The sequence below is a fragment of the Bartonella sp. AA83SXKL genome (assembly GCF_042196965.1).
GTDB lineage: Bacteria > Pseudomonadota > Alphaproteobacteria > Rhizobiales > Rhizobiaceae > Bartonella.
Map to the genome: position 1 here is coordinate 1 of NZ_JBHIRG010000008.1, position 17854 is coordinate 17854.

16 protein-coding genes and 4 pseudogenes are annotated in these 17854 nt (G+C 37.9%); 7 read left to right on the forward strand and 13 right to left on the reverse strand.

Translation table 11 applies throughout. The features are described from left to right. Window positions 1–137 precede the first annotated feature (137 nt). Window positions 138–543 (reverse strand): annotated as a pseudogene (locus ACFINO_RS05325) (hypothetical protein). Continuing rightward, window positions 540–1928 (reverse strand): filamentous hemagglutinin, encoded by a 1389-nt coding sequence (locus ACFINO_RS05330; protein WP_375655200.1) that lies wholly within the window; start codon window positions 1926–1928, stop codon window positions 540–542. Before ACFINO_RS05330 ends, ACFINO_RS05325 begins: the two are co-directional and overlap by 4 nt. 73 nt (window positions 1929–2001) lie before the next feature. Between ACFINO_RS05330 and ACFINO_RS05335 the strand changes: the two are divergent. The 3 genes and pseudogenes from ACFINO_RS05335 to ACFINO_RS05345 all read left to right on the forward strand — a co-directional run. Beyond that, window positions 2002–2448: pseudogene (locus ACFINO_RS05335) on the forward strand (DUF488 family protein). Window positions 2449–2550: 102 nt separating this feature from the next. Further along, window positions 2551–2922, forward strand: a complete 372-nt coding sequence (locus ACFINO_RS05340; protein WP_375633559.1) for a hypothetical protein — start codon at window positions 2551–2553, stop codon at window positions 2920–2922. Beyond that, window positions 2874–3773: pseudogene (locus tag ACFINO_RS05345) on the forward strand (tyrosine-type recombinase/integrase); the annotation flags it as partial. The gene ACFINO_RS05340 and the pseudogene ACFINO_RS05345, both read left to right, overlap by 49 nt. 57 nt (window positions 3774–3830) lie before the next feature. On the opposite strand, the gene ACFINO_RS05350 reads toward ACFINO_RS05345, so the two are convergent. The 6 genes and pseudogenes from ACFINO_RS05350 to ACFINO_RS05375 all read right to left on the reverse strand — a co-directional run bounded on the left by ACFINO_RS05350 (window position 3831) and on the right by ACFINO_RS05375 (window position 8447). Continuing rightward, a complete protein-coding gene (locus ACFINO_RS05350; RefSeq protein WP_375618459.1) occupies window positions 3831–4130 on the reverse strand; it encodes a HigA family addiction module antitoxin in 300 nt (99 codons plus the stop codon). An 18-nt stretch (window positions 4131–4148) separates the two neighbouring features. Beyond that, window positions 4149–4429, reverse strand: a pseudogene (locus ACFINO_RS05355) (type II toxin-antitoxin system RelE/ParE family toxin). Between the two features lie 206 nt (window positions 4430–4635). Next, complete coding sequence (locus ACFINO_RS05360) at window positions 4636–5304, reverse strand: ribonuclease HII (protein ID WP_375655201.1); 669 nt, start codon at window positions 5302–5304, stop codon at window positions 4636–4638. Between the two features lie 166 nt (window positions 5305–5470). Continuing rightward, window positions 5471–6379 carry a 4-(cytidine 5'-diphospho)-2-C-methyl-D-erythritol kinase gene (locus ACFINO_RS05365; RefSeq protein ID WP_375655202.1) on the reverse strand — a complete coding sequence of 303 codons (909 nt, stop codon included), beginning with the start codon at window positions 6377–6379 and terminating at the stop codon, window positions 5471–5473. Between the two features lie 238 nt (window positions 6380–6617). Next, a complete protein-coding gene (locus ACFINO_RS05370; protein ID WP_012754808.1) occupies window positions 6618–7466 on the reverse strand; it encodes a S49 family peptidase in 849 nt (282 codons plus the stop codon). Window positions 7467–7658: 192 nt separating this feature from the next. Beyond that, complete coding sequence (locus ACFINO_RS05375) at window positions 7659–8447, reverse strand: tRNA1(Val) (adenine(37)-N6)-methyltransferase (RefSeq protein WP_375633556.1); 789 nt, start codon at window positions 8445–8447, stop codon at window positions 7659–7661. Between the two features lie 180 nt (window positions 8448–8627). On the opposite strand from ACFINO_RS05375, the gene ACFINO_RS05380 reads away from it, so the two are divergent. The 4 genes from ACFINO_RS05380 (at window position 8628) to glyS (ending at window position 14749) form a co-directional block, all read left to right on the forward strand. Then, the gene (locus tag ACFINO_RS05380) at window positions 8628–9704 is read left to right on the forward strand and encodes a polyprenyl synthetase family protein (RefSeq protein ID WP_273787893.1); all 1077 of its coding nucleotides are present in this window, start codon (window positions 8628–8630) and stop codon (window positions 9702–9704) included. Between the two features lie 95 nt (window positions 9705–9799). Continuing rightward, complete coding sequence (locus ACFINO_RS05385) at window positions 9800–11494, forward strand: tetratricopeptide repeat protein (protein WP_375633555.1); 1695 nt, start codon at window positions 9800–9802, stop codon at window positions 11492–11494. A 91-nt stretch (window positions 11495–11585) separates the two neighbouring features. Then, the gene (locus tag ACFINO_RS05390; RefSeq protein WP_375633554.1) at window positions 11586–12527 is read left to right on the forward strand and encodes a glycine--tRNA ligase subunit alpha; all 942 of its coding nucleotides are present in this window, start codon (window positions 11586–11588) and stop codon (window positions 12525–12527) included. After that, window positions 12527–14749: a glycine--tRNA ligase subunit beta gene (glyS, locus tag ACFINO_RS05395; RefSeq protein WP_375633553.1), complete on the forward strand. Its 2223-nt coding sequence runs from the start codon at window positions 12527–12529 to the stop codon at window positions 14747–14749. The genes ACFINO_RS05390 and glyS overlap by 1 nt, the downstream gene beginning before the upstream one ends. Before the next feature lie 124 nt (window positions 14750–14873). Here glyS and ACFINO_RS05400 read toward each other — a convergent pair whose 3' ends face one another. The 5 genes from ACFINO_RS05400 to ACFINO_RS05420 form a co-directional block, all read right to left on the reverse strand. Continuing rightward, a complete protein-coding gene (locus ACFINO_RS05400; protein ID WP_375633552.1) occupies window positions 14874–15368 on the reverse strand; it encodes a F0F1 ATP synthase subunit B in 495 nt (164 codons plus the stop codon). Continuing rightward, window positions 15365–15946, reverse strand: coding sequence for a F0F1 ATP synthase subunit B (locus tag ACFINO_RS05405; RefSeq protein ID WP_375633551.1), 582 nt, complete (start codon window positions 15944–15946; stop codon window positions 15365–15367). Before ACFINO_RS05405 ends, ACFINO_RS05400 begins: the two co-directional genes overlap by 4 nt. A 143-nt stretch (window positions 15947–16089) precedes the next feature. After that, on the reverse strand, window positions 16090–16320 hold the full coding sequence (locus ACFINO_RS05410; RefSeq protein ID WP_005773968.1) for a F0F1 ATP synthase subunit C: 231 nt from the start codon (window positions 16318–16320) through the stop codon (window positions 16090–16092). A gap of 54 nt (window positions 16321–16374) precedes the next feature. Beyond that, window positions 16375–17133 (reverse strand): F0F1 ATP synthase subunit A, encoded by a 759-nt coding sequence (locus ACFINO_RS05415; RefSeq protein WP_375623586.1) that lies wholly within the window; start codon window positions 17131–17133, stop codon window positions 16375–16377. Between the two features lie 7 nt (window positions 17134–17140). Then, window positions 17141–17575 carry an AtpZ/AtpI family protein gene (locus ACFINO_RS05420; RefSeq protein ID WP_375618449.1) on the reverse strand — a complete coding sequence of 145 codons (435 nt, stop codon included), beginning with the start codon at window positions 17573–17575 and terminating at the stop codon, window positions 17141–17143. Window positions 17576–17854 lie beyond the last annotated feature (279 nt).

Here is a 17854-nt window from a genome sequence, read left to right on the forward strand (position 1 = left end):
AAGCAAAACAGCAACGTTATAACGACGCGGCATAAAAAGAAAACCTTGTCACGTAAGGACGGACAAGGCTTTCTCAAACTCATCAACCTGGTGCTTTATTTGGTGTAAATTCAAGGTTTTCTCTGCTGAAGCAAGACTTAAGGTTTGCATTCAAGTTGTTCTGAATGCTTTTTACAATAAGGGCTATTTAAGCGCCTCTTGACACTTCCCTGTGGGATGACAGCACCTAGACGACAATTTGGAAGGTTGTCTTCTTTAAAAGTATAACACCATCCCCCTTCATGTTCATCTTTATAGTGGAATCCTGATTGAATCATGCAAGCATGGACTGTTGCCTGTGCATTAATACTCTGCTCTCTGCTTTCTGAATCCTCATCATAAGGCGTTGGCATTCCACATTCTAATAAAGCTTTTCCTATCTCAGTAAAATCTGCTCCTGGCTTCTCCCACATAATACATATACCCTGGAGCAGGCTTAAAAAAATTACACCCAGCTATACTTAACAGGATTATCCCGCTTAATAATCTTAAAATGTGTTTCATTTTTTGCTCCATGAATTAATTGAATCAATTTGTATCCGGTGAGATGAACCATAATCATGTCTACATGCTCGATCCGCATTTGCATAACAAACATGAGGACTTGGATAATCAAATAGTACTTTCTTTGCCTCTTTCACTACGTTACTACCAAGGGGCCTCTTGTCAAAAGTAGCGGGATTTTTGCCAAACACAACACCAACAAAATCATCTGCATGGTTTTCCAAGCCGACAGTGGTTTTCTTTCCATCCCTTAAGATATATAACGTATCTGCCATGTCTTGAGTATTATAAGCTGGACCAAAAAAATTAACCGTTGTTTCCTTTGCTATACCGTGAACACCATGCTTTACTAAATCATGTGATCCATTTCCTGCTGTTATGGTACCACGACTATGGGCATCATCATGCAATCCTGTATTGCCATAAAGATACATTGTATCCTGGAATTTCTTGGTTGAATTGGTCAATCCAAAAAAAAATCTACCTTCCAGAAACTTCTGAAAAATCGCTATCCCTACTTCCACTTCCCAGTCTTCAGCTTCTGGGAAGTATGTAAAATAAAGGGGACCATGATCATTGTCAGCAAACTGGACAGTATAACGCGCAGCATCATCTGGTGAGGTAAAAATACCATTGTAAAACATATGAACCTTGCCATCAGAACCTTTTTGTAAATGTTTTTCTTCTTCAGGCGTTAAATAACGATACAGAGGGACTTGTCTTCCATAACTGTCTTTGATAGGTTTTCCATTTTTATCTGTTGCATAGAGGACATTGCCATTTTCATCATGCAAAACCTCACCCTCAGGATGCTCTTTGAGATATGCGAATTCGCGTATTTTGTCCCAGTATCCCAATCCTTCATCCGATAAATCATTGATCATACCTACGCGATTATGTACTACCCCCTCAAGCGATGCGACATCTAGCTGTCCTACAGCCTGGTGGGCTGTAGCGGTGTTGCGGTTGAGTGCATCAATGATTTGTCCAGCATCTTGCCCCATCGCCCTCTGTCCAGTTGTATCAGTAAGGATGATAGTCCCATCGCTGATAGCAGATTTGGTTTCCCCTTCTGCTCCATCCTTGGCTTTGCCGTGATTTAAAACATTTTTGGCAATGTTCTTTATCGTATCATTCCCAGAAAGGCTAAACCCATGGCTGCTGGCTTTAGCATGGGCACTGTTGCTGATATCACTGGTGCTAATGCTTCCTGTGGTCAGGCTGTTTTTGTCCGCTGAGGCTGTGCTAGCAATAATGCCTCCGGTTAGGGTCGTTTTGTCTTTAACAATGATATTAAAGCCGCCATCACCCGCTTTGATGCCTGATTGTTCCACAACACTATGATAATCGCTAGAGGATTTATCCTTTTGGAAAGAGGCACTCATGGAGCCCCCACCTATTTACTAAGGAAATTAAACGTGTGTAACATCAAACATATCATCATACAGTCTGCTAAAGATGAGAGCTTTGTTTTTTACCATTGGCTATGAAAGAAAATCCTTTGAGGACTATTTCAATCAACTTATCAAAAATAATATTAAACTTTTGTATGATATTCGTAAAAATCCAATAAGCAGAAAATACGGATTTTCAAAAAGACAATTAGAGAAAGTTGTAAACAACATTGATATTGAATATATGGCATATGCCTGAACTTGGAATTGCCTCTGAAAAACGAAGAAATTTGAAAACACAAAAGATTATGATCGCCTTTTTGAAGATTATCAAAATACAACTCTCAAAGATAATTCTTGTGCAATAAACAAATTATATCAAATTTTTTTTAACAAAAAGCGCGTTGCAATCACCTGTTTTGAAGCCAATGTATGCATGTGTCATAGAGGACAACTCGCATTAGCTCTCATTCCATTGCCTGATTGGAAATATGAAATTAAGCACATCTAAAAAATAAATTTGCATATTTTTTTAAAATGGGATTGCCCATATGCCTCCCAGCCCCCTACCCATTCCTAACAACTTTTAAGTGATGCATGATTCACGCTACGGGTGAATTCTGCGCAAATCAAGGAAAAGAAATATGAACTGACCGATGAAACAATTGAGGTTGGTGGATACATTACACTTTACCGCATCCGTGCTTTGAGAGACTTTGGAGATGTAAAGGCAGGTGATCTTGGCGCTTTTACACAAAAAGAAGACAATCTAAGTCATGATGGCAATTGCTGGATAAGTGATGATGCAAAAGTCTATGGTTATGCCAAGGTTTTTGGGGATGCACATGTTTACGGTGGCACATTTATTAGTGGAAAAGCTAAAATTTATGGAAATACTAAAATTTATGACAGTCCATTGATTTCCATCAGAGCAAATATACGCTGGCTATTAAACAAGCGCAAAATGGCATCTCCAAGAAAATAAACAGACTTACAAAAGGCTCTTTCGATTGGTTATTGCATCAGTATTTACAAAGCATGCAATGGCATAATCAATTAGAATCTACTAAAAAAGTTAAATATCGAATTCTGAATAATGTTTCTAAACATATCGGTGATCGTGCATATAAAAGCATAAACAAACAACACATTCTTGAAGCCGTAGACAGAAGGCGAGAGACCCCCGCGGCGGCAAAACATTTTTTGACCTCTTTAAACGGTCTCTTTAATTGGGCGGTTGATAATGCCCTTTTAAATAGAAATCCTGCCTTTAATATAAAAGCACCAAAATCTTTAAACAGTGAGGGATTACTGCCATGGCTAGAAGAGGACATAGACAAATATTATCACCGTTGGTCACATGGTACACATGAACGCGTCTGGATTGATGTTCTTCTTTATACAGGCTTGCGTCGTGGTGATGCCGTTCGTATCGGCTGGAAAGATATCACAACAGATAATATTATTCATTTAAAAACAGAAAAGAGCCAATTTAAAACAGATGTTTTTCTTCCTATTTTATCAGAACTAGAGGAAACCCTTAAAATTGGTCCCATAGGCGATGAAACATTCATTTGTGGTAAAGGTGGAAATAAGCTTGTCAAAGAAAGTTTTGGCAACTTCTTTCATGAAGCATGTAATGCGTCGGGTATTAAAAAATCAGCGCACCGATTGCGAAAATTAGCAGCAAAACGTGCTGCCAATGCTGGTGCTACGGTTTCACAAATGAAAGCGCTTTTTGGCTGGACAGAAGATAAAATGGCATCCCTTTGTACCAGAACAGCCGATAGAAAACGACTTGCAATAGAAGCAATCAAAAAGCTACAAAAAAGTTAGAGCAATGGGCAGCAGCTAAAAAAACAAACCAAAGCACCATCAAAATTATTAACGAAATCAAAGCGGCGTTTGAGGTGTATCAGAAACAAGAAGAGAAATAGGTGGTTGTGCCTGTTGCTTTGTTTGCCATAAATTATAGTTTGTTTGCATATCCAACCAAAATTTTGCTTTACTAAAACCAGCTAATTCTAATTTAATAGCAAGCTCGGTACTTATAGAAGCATGTCCGTTAATCACTCTTGATAAAGAAGCTCTTGTCATATGGAGATGATCAGCTAATTTTTGTATTGTTATCCCCATTTCTTCTAAGAAAGCTACTTTCAGAACTTCACCCGGATGTGCGGGATTATGCATCATTTTTTTTCATTCCTCTCATCAATGGTAATCTTGATAATCAACAAGCTCCACATCTGTTCCTATAAAGCGAAAAGTAACACGCCAATTTCCATTCATCCATATAGAATAGTACCCTGTAAGTTCACCTTTAAGAGGGTGTATTTTAAAGGCAAGCGCTCTCAACATTTCAGGCGTAGTAGCACTTGTTAAAGCCGTTAAGATAACGCGTAATTTTTTACGTGATCTGGTCAAATAGCTTTTGTGGAACCTGTTGTATAAAATAATTTTAAGCCCTTATGTTTAAAACTCACAATTGCCATATACTGCCCCTTGTCGTATATCATTGCTATACGGTTAATAACAATAAGAGTCAAGCCCATGTTAGAAATATCTGATTATATATCTGGAAAAAATGGATGGGAATAAGTGATAAAAAAGCTTCAAAAAGGTTAGGGATAGACACCCAAAAAAATATAACAGAATCAATGATTATAAAATCCCTTACTCTTGTAATAAATTATTGATTTTAATTGCCTTTTTTACACTCTTTTAGTGGTGCAAAACTATAACGATGTAATCCTATAACTGGTCCATATTTATAAAGAGCTGTACGATGCGCTAGCGTTGCATAACCTACATGCTTCTCTAAACCATACCCTTTATAAACTTGTCCTGCACATTCCATCATCCGGTCACGCGTTACTTTTGCAATAATAGATGCGGCTGCAATGGAAACCGAACGCTGATCACCCTTAATCAACGCCATTGCAGGACAGGACAACTCAGAAGGAATATCACGCCCATCAACAAGGACATAGTGGACTGGAATGGCTAATCCTATAATACAGCGACGCATTGCTTCTAAAGTTGCTTTTCTAATATTGGATTGATCAATTGTACGAGCACAAAGACTGGCAACTGAAACCGCTAATGCACTTTGCAAAATTTCATGATAAAGTCTATTTCGTTGGAGAAAAGAAAGTTTTTTTGAATCATTTAACCCATTAGGAATACGATCTTTATCCAAGATAATTGCTGCTGTTACCACAGGTCCAGCGAGAGGCCCCCGTCCTACTTCATCAACACCTGCTATATGAAAAAAACCCTGTTTTTGCAAATACAATTCGCACGAAAAATTTGGTTGTAGCGGAAAATTAAACATCTTTGATAAATCACAAATACAACAAACATACATCTATTTCTGTAGACTGATCATTTTTTGCAAGCATTACAGTTTTAAATGGCTCTTCAAACATTCCGCGAATTCTTGCACAAAAAATAAAAAAACACATTTCTTTGGTTACCCTCTTTTATTATGTATAATAAAATCATGATGAAATAAAAGCTTTTATATTTATTTATCAAATATTTCCTAAAGTCATGATAGGTTTTATAAACCAATTTGGGTGCATTGATTTGATAAAAAGAGCTGCTTGTTGCGCCGTTTGTTTATTTTTAAAAATGCCAAAGCAAGTTGCTCCCGTTCCAGACATACGGGAAAAAAGAGCCCCACATTCATCTAATATAGATAACACTTCAGCTAACTGAGGTGCTATTTTTAATGCAGGAGAAAAAAGATCATTACGCGTTTCTTGTAAAACTTCAACTAATGAATCAACACTCTTTAAAGCGTCTGTATTAATTTTTAAAGAAGGATTATGACGCTTCTCTAACGCTTTAAAAACAGCTTGTGTTGAAATCTCTTGTCCATGATTAACCAATACCATTGCTAATGAACAAGTTTCTTTTAGTCGTATCATCTCTTGACCAATTCCTTTAACCAAAAGCGGCTGCTGATACTTTAATGCACAAAGGCACATGGGAACATCAGCACCAAGAACTAAGCTCATTTTTGCTAATTCTTCGTAAGAGCAATCAAGATTCCACTGCCGACGCAACATGCTGATAACCCCAGCTGCATCACCTGAGCCACCACCAATGCCTGAAGCAACAGGTAATGTTTTTACAAGCCGAAAAAAAGCAGGTTGAGCACATTCCGGAAAAGTCTTATGCATAAAGTCCCGTGCGCGAATAACCAAATTGTCTAAATGAGAAACAAGCCCTTTTGCAAACGGCCCCGTCAAAACAAACTGATTATTTTCACAAGGTGCATAGTGTAGACAATCACCGCTAAGACTAAAATAAACCAAACTTTCTATTAAATGATACCCATCAGCACGTTGCCCCACAACATGTAGAGCTAAATTCAATTTAATAGGTGTAAATAAATAGGAATGTCTTTGGAACGAAGTTTGTACATTTGATATCATATGACGTAATATTCACTTACATAGGGTTCTTTTAAAAATTCCCCCCTTTTACCCATACTTTTAGCACGAGCCCTATAAACAGCTTGGAATATTCTTAATCGTTTTCTAAAAAAACAATAAATATAAAGAGTTCTCATACAAAATAAACGACATGTTCTCATTCATATCATTTCAAGCCTTTTTTCTTCTAGCATCTGTTTTTAGATAAAAATCTCTCTGGCTTGAATGATCCTTTCCATCACAAACCATAACGCTGCCAAAGCGCTCGCTCTTCTGCTGCCATCAATGCACTATCAACGACTGTATAAACCGTATGTGCCGTCACTCCTGAAGGCGTTTTAGGTCCTAAAAAACTTTTTGGAGGCATAATAAGTCGAAGTTTTGCATCATTACCAAAGCGCTCCTTAATAACAGAACGTACATCATTCAATCCATCAACCAGACCAAGCTCAACGCTTTGTTTTCCACTCCAAAACATTCCTGTAAAGAGATTCGAATCATCTGATAATTTTTCAGCACGCCGTTCTTTAACCAAATCGATAAAAGTTTGATGCACTTCAAGTTGGAGAGATTTCAAATGCTCAATATCCGCCTTTTTTTCTGGCTGAAATGGATCTAATGTAACTTTGTTCTTTCCTGCTGTGTATACACGCCGTTCGATACCAATTTTCTTCAAAAGTTCCGGAAAACCAAAGGAAGCTGAAACCACTCCAATGGAACCAACAATTGAAGAAGGATCTGCAAAAATTTCATCCCCTGCACAAGCAATCATATAACCACCAGATGCTGCAATATCTTCAATAAACACAAGAACCTTTTTATTTTTTTCTTCTGCCAAGTCACGAATGCGCTTGAAGATAAAACGCGATTGTACAGGTGAACCACCAGGAGAATTAATAATAAGTGCAACAGCCGGTGACTTTTTGTGTGCGAAAGCCTTCTCTAAAAGATTTGCACACCTACTGAGGGAAAGGGTACGAGATATAGATGCTGATGAATCCATAATTGCTCCTTGAAGGCGCACCACAGGAATTTCAAGTTTATCGGAAGAAAAACGGCGTGGAATAAAACTTTTAATAAAATCCATCAAAACAAAATCTCCTTATAAATTAAGAACAATTAAATAGGCAAGGACAACAAAAAGGAACAACGCTATAATATCCAAAAGCGCCAATCAATCCCCACATTACAACCAGAAATATAACTTCACCCAAAAGCTAAACCTCCCTAATGACAAAGTGTAGACTTTAAATAATAAACTAAAAAACACAAGATACTATTAGAAAAGTTCCCACAAGCTTATATATCCATTATTAATTGCATCAACTCGAGGTGAAAAAGTATGGTCATTACCTTCATGTATAACCAATGCCGGTAAAATAGATAAAGCTGCTCTGCTTCCTCGTTTTGCGTAAAATAAAAGACGAATTGCTGCTGTTTTCGCACGGGCATGCACAGGAATTATACAAATACCACCAAAACGCCCTTCTAAAGCACGCAAGATATCTGTCAGCGATTGTGGACGTGCAATGAGCCCTAAGTATCCACCTGGCTTAACAATAGCTGCTGCACTCCGCAACCAGTTATCAAACATTGCTTCAGACATAACATGTGCTTCAGATTTTTGTTTATCAGGTGTCTTACGATCGGTGGGATTATTAAAAGGTGGATTCATAATCGCAAAATCAAAGCTATTATCTATCAAACCTGCTTTTATACGGGCATTCCCTTTGAAGGTAACATCTGCTTCTAGCAAACAAATTCGGCTAGCAAATTGTTTATTTTGTTTTAGCATAAGCGTTTTTTGAGCGTAAGATACCATAAAAGCTGAACGTTCAACTAAGGTAACATGAACTTTCAGACAACGCGAAGCAACAGCCAACCCTGCAGCTCCAGCACCTGCGCCTAAATCAACAACCTTGCCCTTTAAATTACTTGGAACCAAACTAGCCAATAACATCGCATCCATTCCAGAACGATGACCATATTTATGGGGTTGAACCAAATAAAATTTTCCGCGGTGAAAACTGTCAATTGTTTCACCACTCTGATTCGTTGTTTTATCCATTTAAAAGCCTAATGTTCACCTTTATAAACTGCATTTTTGCCATTCAGCTGCTATTTTAAATTTTTTTATTATTTCATAACAACAAGATTACACTCGCTAAAGAACATTTCTTGCCAATAACATTCCAAGCTTACACTTCAAAGCGCCATCAAAAGCTTGAGTCAAAACCAAACCCCCTTTATGCTAGTAAATAAAGTAAATTTTATATATGTCCATTGCAATACTCTAGGAGTAAACACATTGAGCGCAGCTATCAAACCAGAACAAATAAGAAATAATCAAATTTCTCTTCAATCTCTTGTCAATCTTACTCAAAAAGATATGGAGCGCGTAAATCAATTTATTCTCTCTATGGCAAAATCAGAGGTTGAGATGATCCCTGAAATTTCTAACCATCTTATTTCATCAGGTGGAAAGCGATTACGCCCAATGATTACGCTCGCTTCTGCTCATATGTTCGGTTATCAAAGTGACGGACATATAAAACTCGCAACAGCTGTTGAATTTATGCATACAGCAACATTACTACACGATGATGTGATTGATGAAAGTAATTTGCGACGTGGAAAATCCACGGCACGGATGATTTGGGGGAATCAAGCAAGCGTACTTGTTGGTGATTTCCTGTTGGGTCAGGCTTTTAAAATGATGGTCGATGTCGGTTCCATAGAAGCGCTCTCTGTCCTAGCGAACGCTGCTGCAATTATTGCTGAAGGAGAAGTCATGCAACTTTCTGCTGCAAAAAATATCAAAACCAGCCCTTCAGACTATCTCAAAATCATCAATGCCAAAACAGCCGCACTTTTTTCAGCAGCCGCTGAAGTAGGACCGATTGTTGCTGGCTATGGACATAAAGAGCGTTCTTCATTACGTGAATATGGAACATCTTTAGGTTTAGCTTTCCAATTGATTGATGATGCACTTGACTATAGCGGTAGTGCTCAAAGCTTAGGAAAAAATATAGGGGATGATTTTAGAGAAGGAAAAATAACAATGCCTGTTATTATCGCATATGAACGTGGAAATATAGTAGAAAAAAATTTCTGGAAACAAGCACTTGAAGATGGCAATAACAATAATGAAGCCTTCGCATACGCGCAACACTTAATAGAAAAGTATGATAGTATCACAGATACAATAGAACAAGCACGCATCTACGGAAAACATGCAATTGATGCTCTTGTTCCCATGAACGAAAATCTTGCTTACAATGCTCTCGTTGAGACTGTTGAATTTTGTATTGCGCGCGTAAACTGAATTCTTTGCAAGAATCGCAGTATTTCTCAATAAAGTAATGAGATATGATCTATAAACAACACTATCGATTGATTATCTTGAAAAGGATTAGCTCCATGTGCTCTGCAACGGTATCCCGAATTTTTACCCTCTTTATCGTGGGTATCATGCTGATGCCATTCCCCACCTACAGTAAAATAAGCACCGCAATTCATACAAGCTCATTTACAGGTGCTTATTTAGCTGGAAGGGTTGCAAATCATGAAAATAAAACAGAACTTGCTATCAATTACTTTAAACAAGCACTCATTTATCAACCTGATAACATTGAAACACAAAAAGAGCTCCTTGAAGCTATGCTCTCGGTCGGAAACTTTAAAGAAGCTGTCCAACAAGCCCAAAAACTCAAAGAGCAAGATGTTATAACTCCCTTTGTTTCCTTAACTTTGTCAGTAGAAAGTCTCATCAAAAAAGACTATAAGAATGCCAATTTTCTTCTACAATCAAAAGAACCTCCGAAATCCAATAATCCAATACCTGAACTCATCGGTGCTTGGATTAAATTTGGATCTGGACAAAAATCTCAAGCAATCACTGATCTTAAGAAACTCAAAGGTCCTGTCTGGTATGACCTTTTTATATCTTATCATCTAGCACTTATGAGCGACCTTGCAGAACAGCCAAAGGATGCAAAAAAATATTTCATTAAAGCACTTAGTAACAAACAGGGGACTCTTATCGCTCCTAATACTTATGAGCGTATTATCATAGCCTATGCCTCATTCCAATTGCGCCATAATATGCGTAACCAAGCTCTTCAAACAATCCAACATGGTGAACAAATGTTGTCAGGTCGAGAAGTCCTTAAAAACTTTCGAGAAAAAATTGAAAAAAAATCTTTCTTAGAGAGAGTTATTAAAACACCTCAACAAGGAGCCGCCGAGGTATTATATAATTTTGGAACAGCCCTCAACCACAAAAACTCAGGGCGAATTGCACGTATTTTTAAGCAATTATCTTTCGCCTTATACCCTCAAAATGACGCAATACTGTTTCAGCTCGCACACATTTCTGCTAAATTGAACGATCCACATCAAGCAATTAAACTTTATCGCGCTTTATCCCCTAAATCTCCTTATTATAAAGATGGACAACTTCATCTTGCATTCCTTCTTGCCAATAACAACAATTACAAAGAAGCAATAAAATTACTCACATTGTTAAATAAAAAATTTCCCAATGATCGTAATATTTTGATAACGCTCGTTGCTTTTTATATGCAGGACAATAAATTTCTTGAGGCCATTAAAACTCTAGACTACGCTATTACAAAGATAAAAAACTTTCAGCAGGACGATTGGAAACTCTTTTATCAGCGTGGTATTGCTTTTGAACGTTTAAAGCAATGGCCAAAAGCAGAACTTGACTTGCGAAAATCACTTGAATTTTTCCCAAATCAACCGCAGGTTCTTAATTATTTAGCCTATTCCCTTGTGGAACGTGGTGAGAAGCTTGAAGAATCGCTCCGTATGCTACAAAAAGCCTCTGCTTTACAAGCTCACAACAGTCATATTCTCGATTCTTTAGGGTGGGCTTATTATAAACTAAAAGAATATAATAAAGCAGTGCAAATATTAGAAAATGCTGTCAGATTACAACCTGAGGACCCAACACTAAATGATCATTTAGGGGATGCCTATTGGAAAGTTGGGCGTAAACGTGAAGCAATCTTTCAATGGAACCACGCAATTGACGGAAAACCAGAAAATTCTGAACAAATTCAAGAAAAGTTGAAATTTGGTTTGCAATAAACGATGCTTAACCATAAACCACATGAATAATAAATAGAGAAACTAAAATTACTTTGGTTTTTTGTTTAGTCCAATATAAAGAGTATAAAGCGTGAAACTGCCTGAACATCTTAACCCAAAACGTTCTTTTCAGGGACTAATCTTAACTTTGCAAAATTATTGGGCACACTATGGATGTGCAATTTTGCAACCTTACGATATGGAAGTCGGAGCTGGGACTTTTCATCCAGCAACAACATTACGCTCTCTAGGACCACGCCCTTGGAAAGTTGCTTATGTCCAACCCTCTCGACGTCCAACAGATGGCCGATATGGTAAGAATCCAAATCGTTTACAACACTATTATCAATTCCAAGTGCTTCTCAAACCCTCTCCGCTCAATCTACAAAAACTTTATATAAAGTCGCTACAAGCTATCGGGCTTGATACAAAACTGCATGATATTCGCTTTGTTGAAGATAATTGGGAAAGTCCCACTCTTGGTGCTTGGGGGCTTGGATGGGAATGTTGGTGCGATGGAATGGAAGTCTCTCAATTTACTTATTTTCAACAAGTGTGCGGCATTGAATGCGCTCCTGTTTCAGGGGAACTCACATACGGTCTTGAGCGTCTAGCGATGTATATCCAAGGGGTTGATAACGTCTATGACCTTAACTTTAATGGTTTGGAGGGAGAAAACAAAATAAGTTATAGAGATATTTTTTTACAAGCAGAACAGGAATACTCATATTATAACTTCGAATTTGCTGATACAAAACTGCTCCATCAGCACTTTATCGATGCAGAACGCGAATGCAGCGCACTTCTTGATGCTGGAAAACCAAATAAAGAAAATGTATTCCATCGCTGTGTTTTTCCTGCCTATGATCAATGTATTAAAGCGAGCCATATCTTTAATCTTTTGCAAGCACGTGGCGTTATTTCTGTAACCGAACGACAAAATTACATTCTTCGCGTTCGTAATCTCGCCCGCCGTTGTGGGGAAGCCTTCTTACTCACAGAAGCTGGACAAATATATACTGGAGAAGCCTAATGTCTGATCTTCTTCTTGAACTTTTCAGTGAAGAAATCCCTGCACGTATGCAACGAAAAGCTGCTGCTGCTCTTAAAAAATCTGTTACAGATCAACTTGTGAATGCTGGATTGATCTATGAAGCTGCTCGTGAATATTGGACACCTCGTCGGCTCACATTGGACATACGCGGACTTTCCATACGCTCCAAAGATATCCATGAAGAACGCAAAGGTCCCAGTATAAAATCACCACAGCATGTAATTGATGGTTTTCTACGTGCAACAGGATTAAACGATATTTCTGAAGCGCATATTGGACATGATGATAAAAAAGGTCATTTTTATATTGCTAAAATTGTTAAAAAAGGTCGAGCTGCAGAAGAAATTATTGCCGATATTTTACCGGATATTATCCGCAACTTTCCGTGGCCGAAATCTATGCGTTGGGGAAAAGATTCAGCACAAAGTGGTACTCTGAAATGGATTAGACCTTTACAAAACATTCTTTGCATCTTCGGACCAGAAATTGGTGAAACACATGTTATTCCGTTTACAATTGGTTCTCTTAAAAGCAATAATTTAACTTATGGTCATCGTTTCTTAAGTGATGGAAAGCCATTTCAAGTGCGCCGCTTTGATGACTATGTTACTCAACTTGAAACCCATAAAGTCATTCTGGATGCCGAAAGACGAAAGAATATTATTTTAGCTGATGCCCAAAATCTCTGCTTTGCAAACGGTTTAGAACTGGTTCAAGACAATCCCCTCCTAGAAGAAGTTGCTGGTCTTGTTGAATGGCCTGTTATCTTGATGGGTGATTTTGACCAATCATTTCTTGATATTCCTCCAGAAATTATTCGCTTGACCATTCGAGCCAATCAAAAATGTTTTGTCACCCGCAAACAAGGAGAAAAAGTAAAACTTTCTCATCATTTTATTCTCGTTTCTAATATTCTTGCAAATGATGAAGGCAAAGAAATTTCGAAAGGAAATAGTAAGGTTGTCCGTGCCCGTCTTTCTGATGCACTTCATTTTTGGCAAACCGATCAGCGTGATTTGCCTGATCTTCAACAATTGGAATCTTCTATAAAAAAATTTCAACTTGATATAAAAAAGCCTCTCGATCAAAGAATGGCACGACTTGATCATTTGAATGTAACTTTTCATGCTAAATTAGGTACACAAGGAGCAAGGGTAGAACGCATTGCTACACTCGCACAAGAAATTGCCCCTTTGATACAAACAGATCCTCTTTTAGCAAAACGTGCAGCCATCCTTGCAAAAGCTGATTTGCAAACAGAAATTGTCGGAGAATTTCCTGAACTACAAGGTGTTATGGGGCAAAAATACGCCCTTCTTCAAGGGGAAGATCCTCGCATAGCTGTAGCAATCGAAGACCATTATAAACCTCAAGGACCAACAGATCGTCTTCCACAAGAACCACTTGCTATAACCGTTATGCTCTCCGACAAAATTGACATGCTCGTTGGCTTTTGGCTCATTAATGAAAAACCAACGGGCTCAAAAGATCCCTATGCGTTAAGACGAGCAGCATTGGGAATTATTAGGCTTGTACTTTCGCGAGATTGGAAAATCAATCTTATGCCACTGTTTCAGTTAGCAATGAATCTTTTCTTACAACAAAAAAATAAATATGAAATCTCTCAAAGAGAAAATTCACAATTGATGAATCTGCTTCCAGAAAAAAATGAATATATTTTATCAGACCTGTTATTCTTTTTTCATGACCGTTTGAAAATCTATCTAAAAGAGGAAGGTGCTCGTTACGATGCCCTTGAAGCCGTTTTAAATAAAGATTCTGATGATTTTTTATTGGTTGCACGTCGTGTCGAATCGCTTATCGCTTTTATCAATACCCATGATGGAATGAACTTTGTAGCCTCTGTAAAACGTACTGCCAATATTCTTGAAAATGAATTTCAAAAAAGCACAACAATAGCGAATGAAATTAATCCTGAGCTCTTTGTCGAGAAAGAAGAAAAGCAGCTCTATCATGCAATCTGTGAAGTAGAAAGAAAGGTTCTTGCCCCCATCAATGCAACAAATTTATCATTTGCCCTCAGTGTGCTAGCGCCACTTGGAAAATTGATTGATATATTTTTTGAAAAAGTATTGGTGAATGATAAAAAACCTGATATTCGTGCTAACCGTCTTGCTCTTCTCAAACGCACTTACATTGTGACACAATCGGTTGCAGACTTCTCAAAACTTGTCATTTAAAATCAAAATACCCTATTAACTGATAAAAACAATGAAGATAATTTTTTCTTTTTTATGACTTTTATTAATTAATATTGAGAAAATTATGCAACCAAAGAGAGTGTTCTTTATCTCTCAAATATCATTAATTAAGATATGTTTTCATTTTGATAAATGATTCTTTCTCAAGAGACTCTTTGATAAGTTCATCAGCCTTGTTAGAATCTATTTCCCTTGCAATAAGGGTACGTGCTGTAGAAATTGCCAAATCAATCGCCGATGAAGAAACCATGCGTATTGCATCGGCTTCTGCTTGGGCAATTTTTTGTTCTGCCAATTTATTGCGGTTTTTTACATATTCTTCTGCTTTTGCACGGGCCTCAGCAATAACAGATTCAACTTCATGCTTTGCTGCTGCAATAATTTCTTGCGCATCTTTTTCTGCTTCTGCATGTTTGCGTTGATATTCAGCCAATATTTCCTGTGCCTCTTCACGAAAACGCAGCGCCTCATCCAGTTCATCTTTGATACGTTTCGCGCGTGCATCAAGATGGTGTATAACCCTCTGTGGAATTTGGAAATAGACTAAAAGAGCCAAAAAAAGAACTAACCCAACAAATGCCCAAAAAGTATCAGTCATCTTTGTCTTCCTCCATAATCCGCAGTTTTAACAACTGAACGAACAGCCTCTTTGCTGATATCAACGTCAATCAATTTTTTCACAATTTCAAGAGCTACTTCTTCAGCGATAGAACCAACATTTTGCATCGCTTTATCCCGAATTTTTGTTATCTGTTTTTCAGCATCTGCGAGTTTTTTCTCTAGACTCTCTTCAATTTCTTTCCGTTCAAGCTCTGCCTTTTCTTTTAATTCTTCACTAGCTACCTGCGCTATAGCCTGCGCATTCAAACGCGCTTCCGCTAATTTCCGCTCATAAGTTTCAACAACAATGTCTGCTTCTTGCTTCATGCGCATTGCCTGATCTAAATCAGATGCTATTCGATCTCGCCGTGTTTCAATAACACCGCCAATACGTGGTACAATTACACGGGAGATAAAAAGATAAAAAAGTACGAAAGAAATTGCCAACCAGAAAAAATGCGAACCAAAATGCACAAAATCAAAAGGCGGAAACACACGATTTGCATGCTCTGCCACCTTTTTAATATGTTCTATCGACGTTTCAGTGTTCTGTGCATAAGCGCTTGAAACAAACATCTTCTTTCATCCTTTAAATAGCTTATTAAAGCCCTCTATAACCGATGATAACTGACTAACATCTCTCTGGCATCTCTCTGGTTAAGAGCCTAAAAGGGTAAATCTTTCCTCATGCAAGAACAGATATACCCTTTTGATGATGATTAAACCCCAAAAAGAAGTAATAAAGCAATGAGCAATGAAAAAATTCCCAAAGCTTCTGTTACAGCAAAACCAAAGACGAGACGTCCAAACTGACTATCTGCTGCTGATGGATTTCGTAATGCACCAGAAAGATAGCTACCAAAAATATTACCAAGTCCTAAAGCTGTTCCAGCCATACCAAAGCAAGCAAGACCAGCACCAATATATTTTGCTGCAAGCACCATTTCCATGTTATTCTCCTTTAAAGCGAAATTGCATTATTCGACGGAAAACCGCCAGTTCTATTAATGTCCTGGATGAATTGCATCATTAAGATACATACAAGTTAAAACCGTAAAGACGTAAGCCTGAAGAAATGCGACCAAAAACTCAAGAGCAGTAATTGCTACAGTCATAATAAGCGGTAAAATCGAACCACCCACACCTACGAGTCCTACCCCAATCATTGAAACAACAAACCCAGAAAACACTTTAAGCGTAATATGACCAGCAAGCATATTCGCAAAAAGACGAAGAGAAAGACTAATTGGACGGGAGAGAAAAGAAATAACCTCAATCATTGTCACCAGAGGTAAAACCACAACAGGAACTCCACTGGGAACGAACAGTTTCAAAAAACTGACCCCATGCTTATAAAAGCCATAACCAATCACCGTCAAGATTACCACCATTGCTAACGAAAACGTGATCATGATTTGAGACGTAACCGTATAAAAATAAGGAAAGAGACCAATAAAGTTAGCAACCAAAATAAAAGTAAACAGAGAAAAAACTAAAGGGAAAAACTGCATTCCCTGCACACCAGATGATTCCCGCAGAGTCGATGCTACAAATTCATATGCCATTTCCGAAAGAGACTGCATCCGCGTTGGAACCAATCCACGACTCGATGATGAAATAAAGAGAAAAATAGAAGTTACAACAACCGTGAGGACTGTAAACAATGATACATTTGTAAACGATAAATCCATATTTCCTATGGAAATCTTAATCAGCCTTGAAACCTCAAACTGATGAATAGGATCTGGAGCGTGTGCTGTCACTTCAACCTCATTTATCGGACCTCTCATTGGCCCCTTTATCTTGTTTATCTTGGCGCAATACGCCTTTTTTTCCTAATTGACTGGAGGAAACATACCCCACAGACCGAAGAATACTCAATACACCCGCAGCAAATCCAAAGAAGAGAAAAAATACCAATCCCCAAGGCCATGAACTTGCTAACTTATCAAACCCCAACCCCAAAACAATACCAACTATAATACTTGCCAGAAACTCACTGGAAAGCTTAATTGCACCTGCCATCCTTCCTTGTGATTTTTCCCGCTTACTCTTATACTCCCGCTTCTTTAATGCTTGCTTGCGCACTAAAGCTACGCTTAAGTTCCTACTACGACATTCCAAATCCTCTGAATGAAGACACTCTCCTTGCTTTTTCTCTTCAGCCTCCTTACGGCTCATAACGGGTTTCTCGCCCATTGCCATCATTGGCTCCTTAATTAAAAAGCAACGTAAGAATACATTTCATAAAACCGTGTGCATCATATTGTTCCCGAATTTATTCGTCAAGATACTAAAAGAAATCTATCACAAGTTATCGTATAAATTTCATTGCAGAAATAACGTATTTTTCAATTTACATGCTTTCTTAAAAAGATATTCTAAGCACCTAAACCGATTTCACGACAGCACCCGTGAATGTATAACGAAAAGTTCCCGTGAATAATATAAAACTTATAGAACAACCATTTTACGCTTAACGAA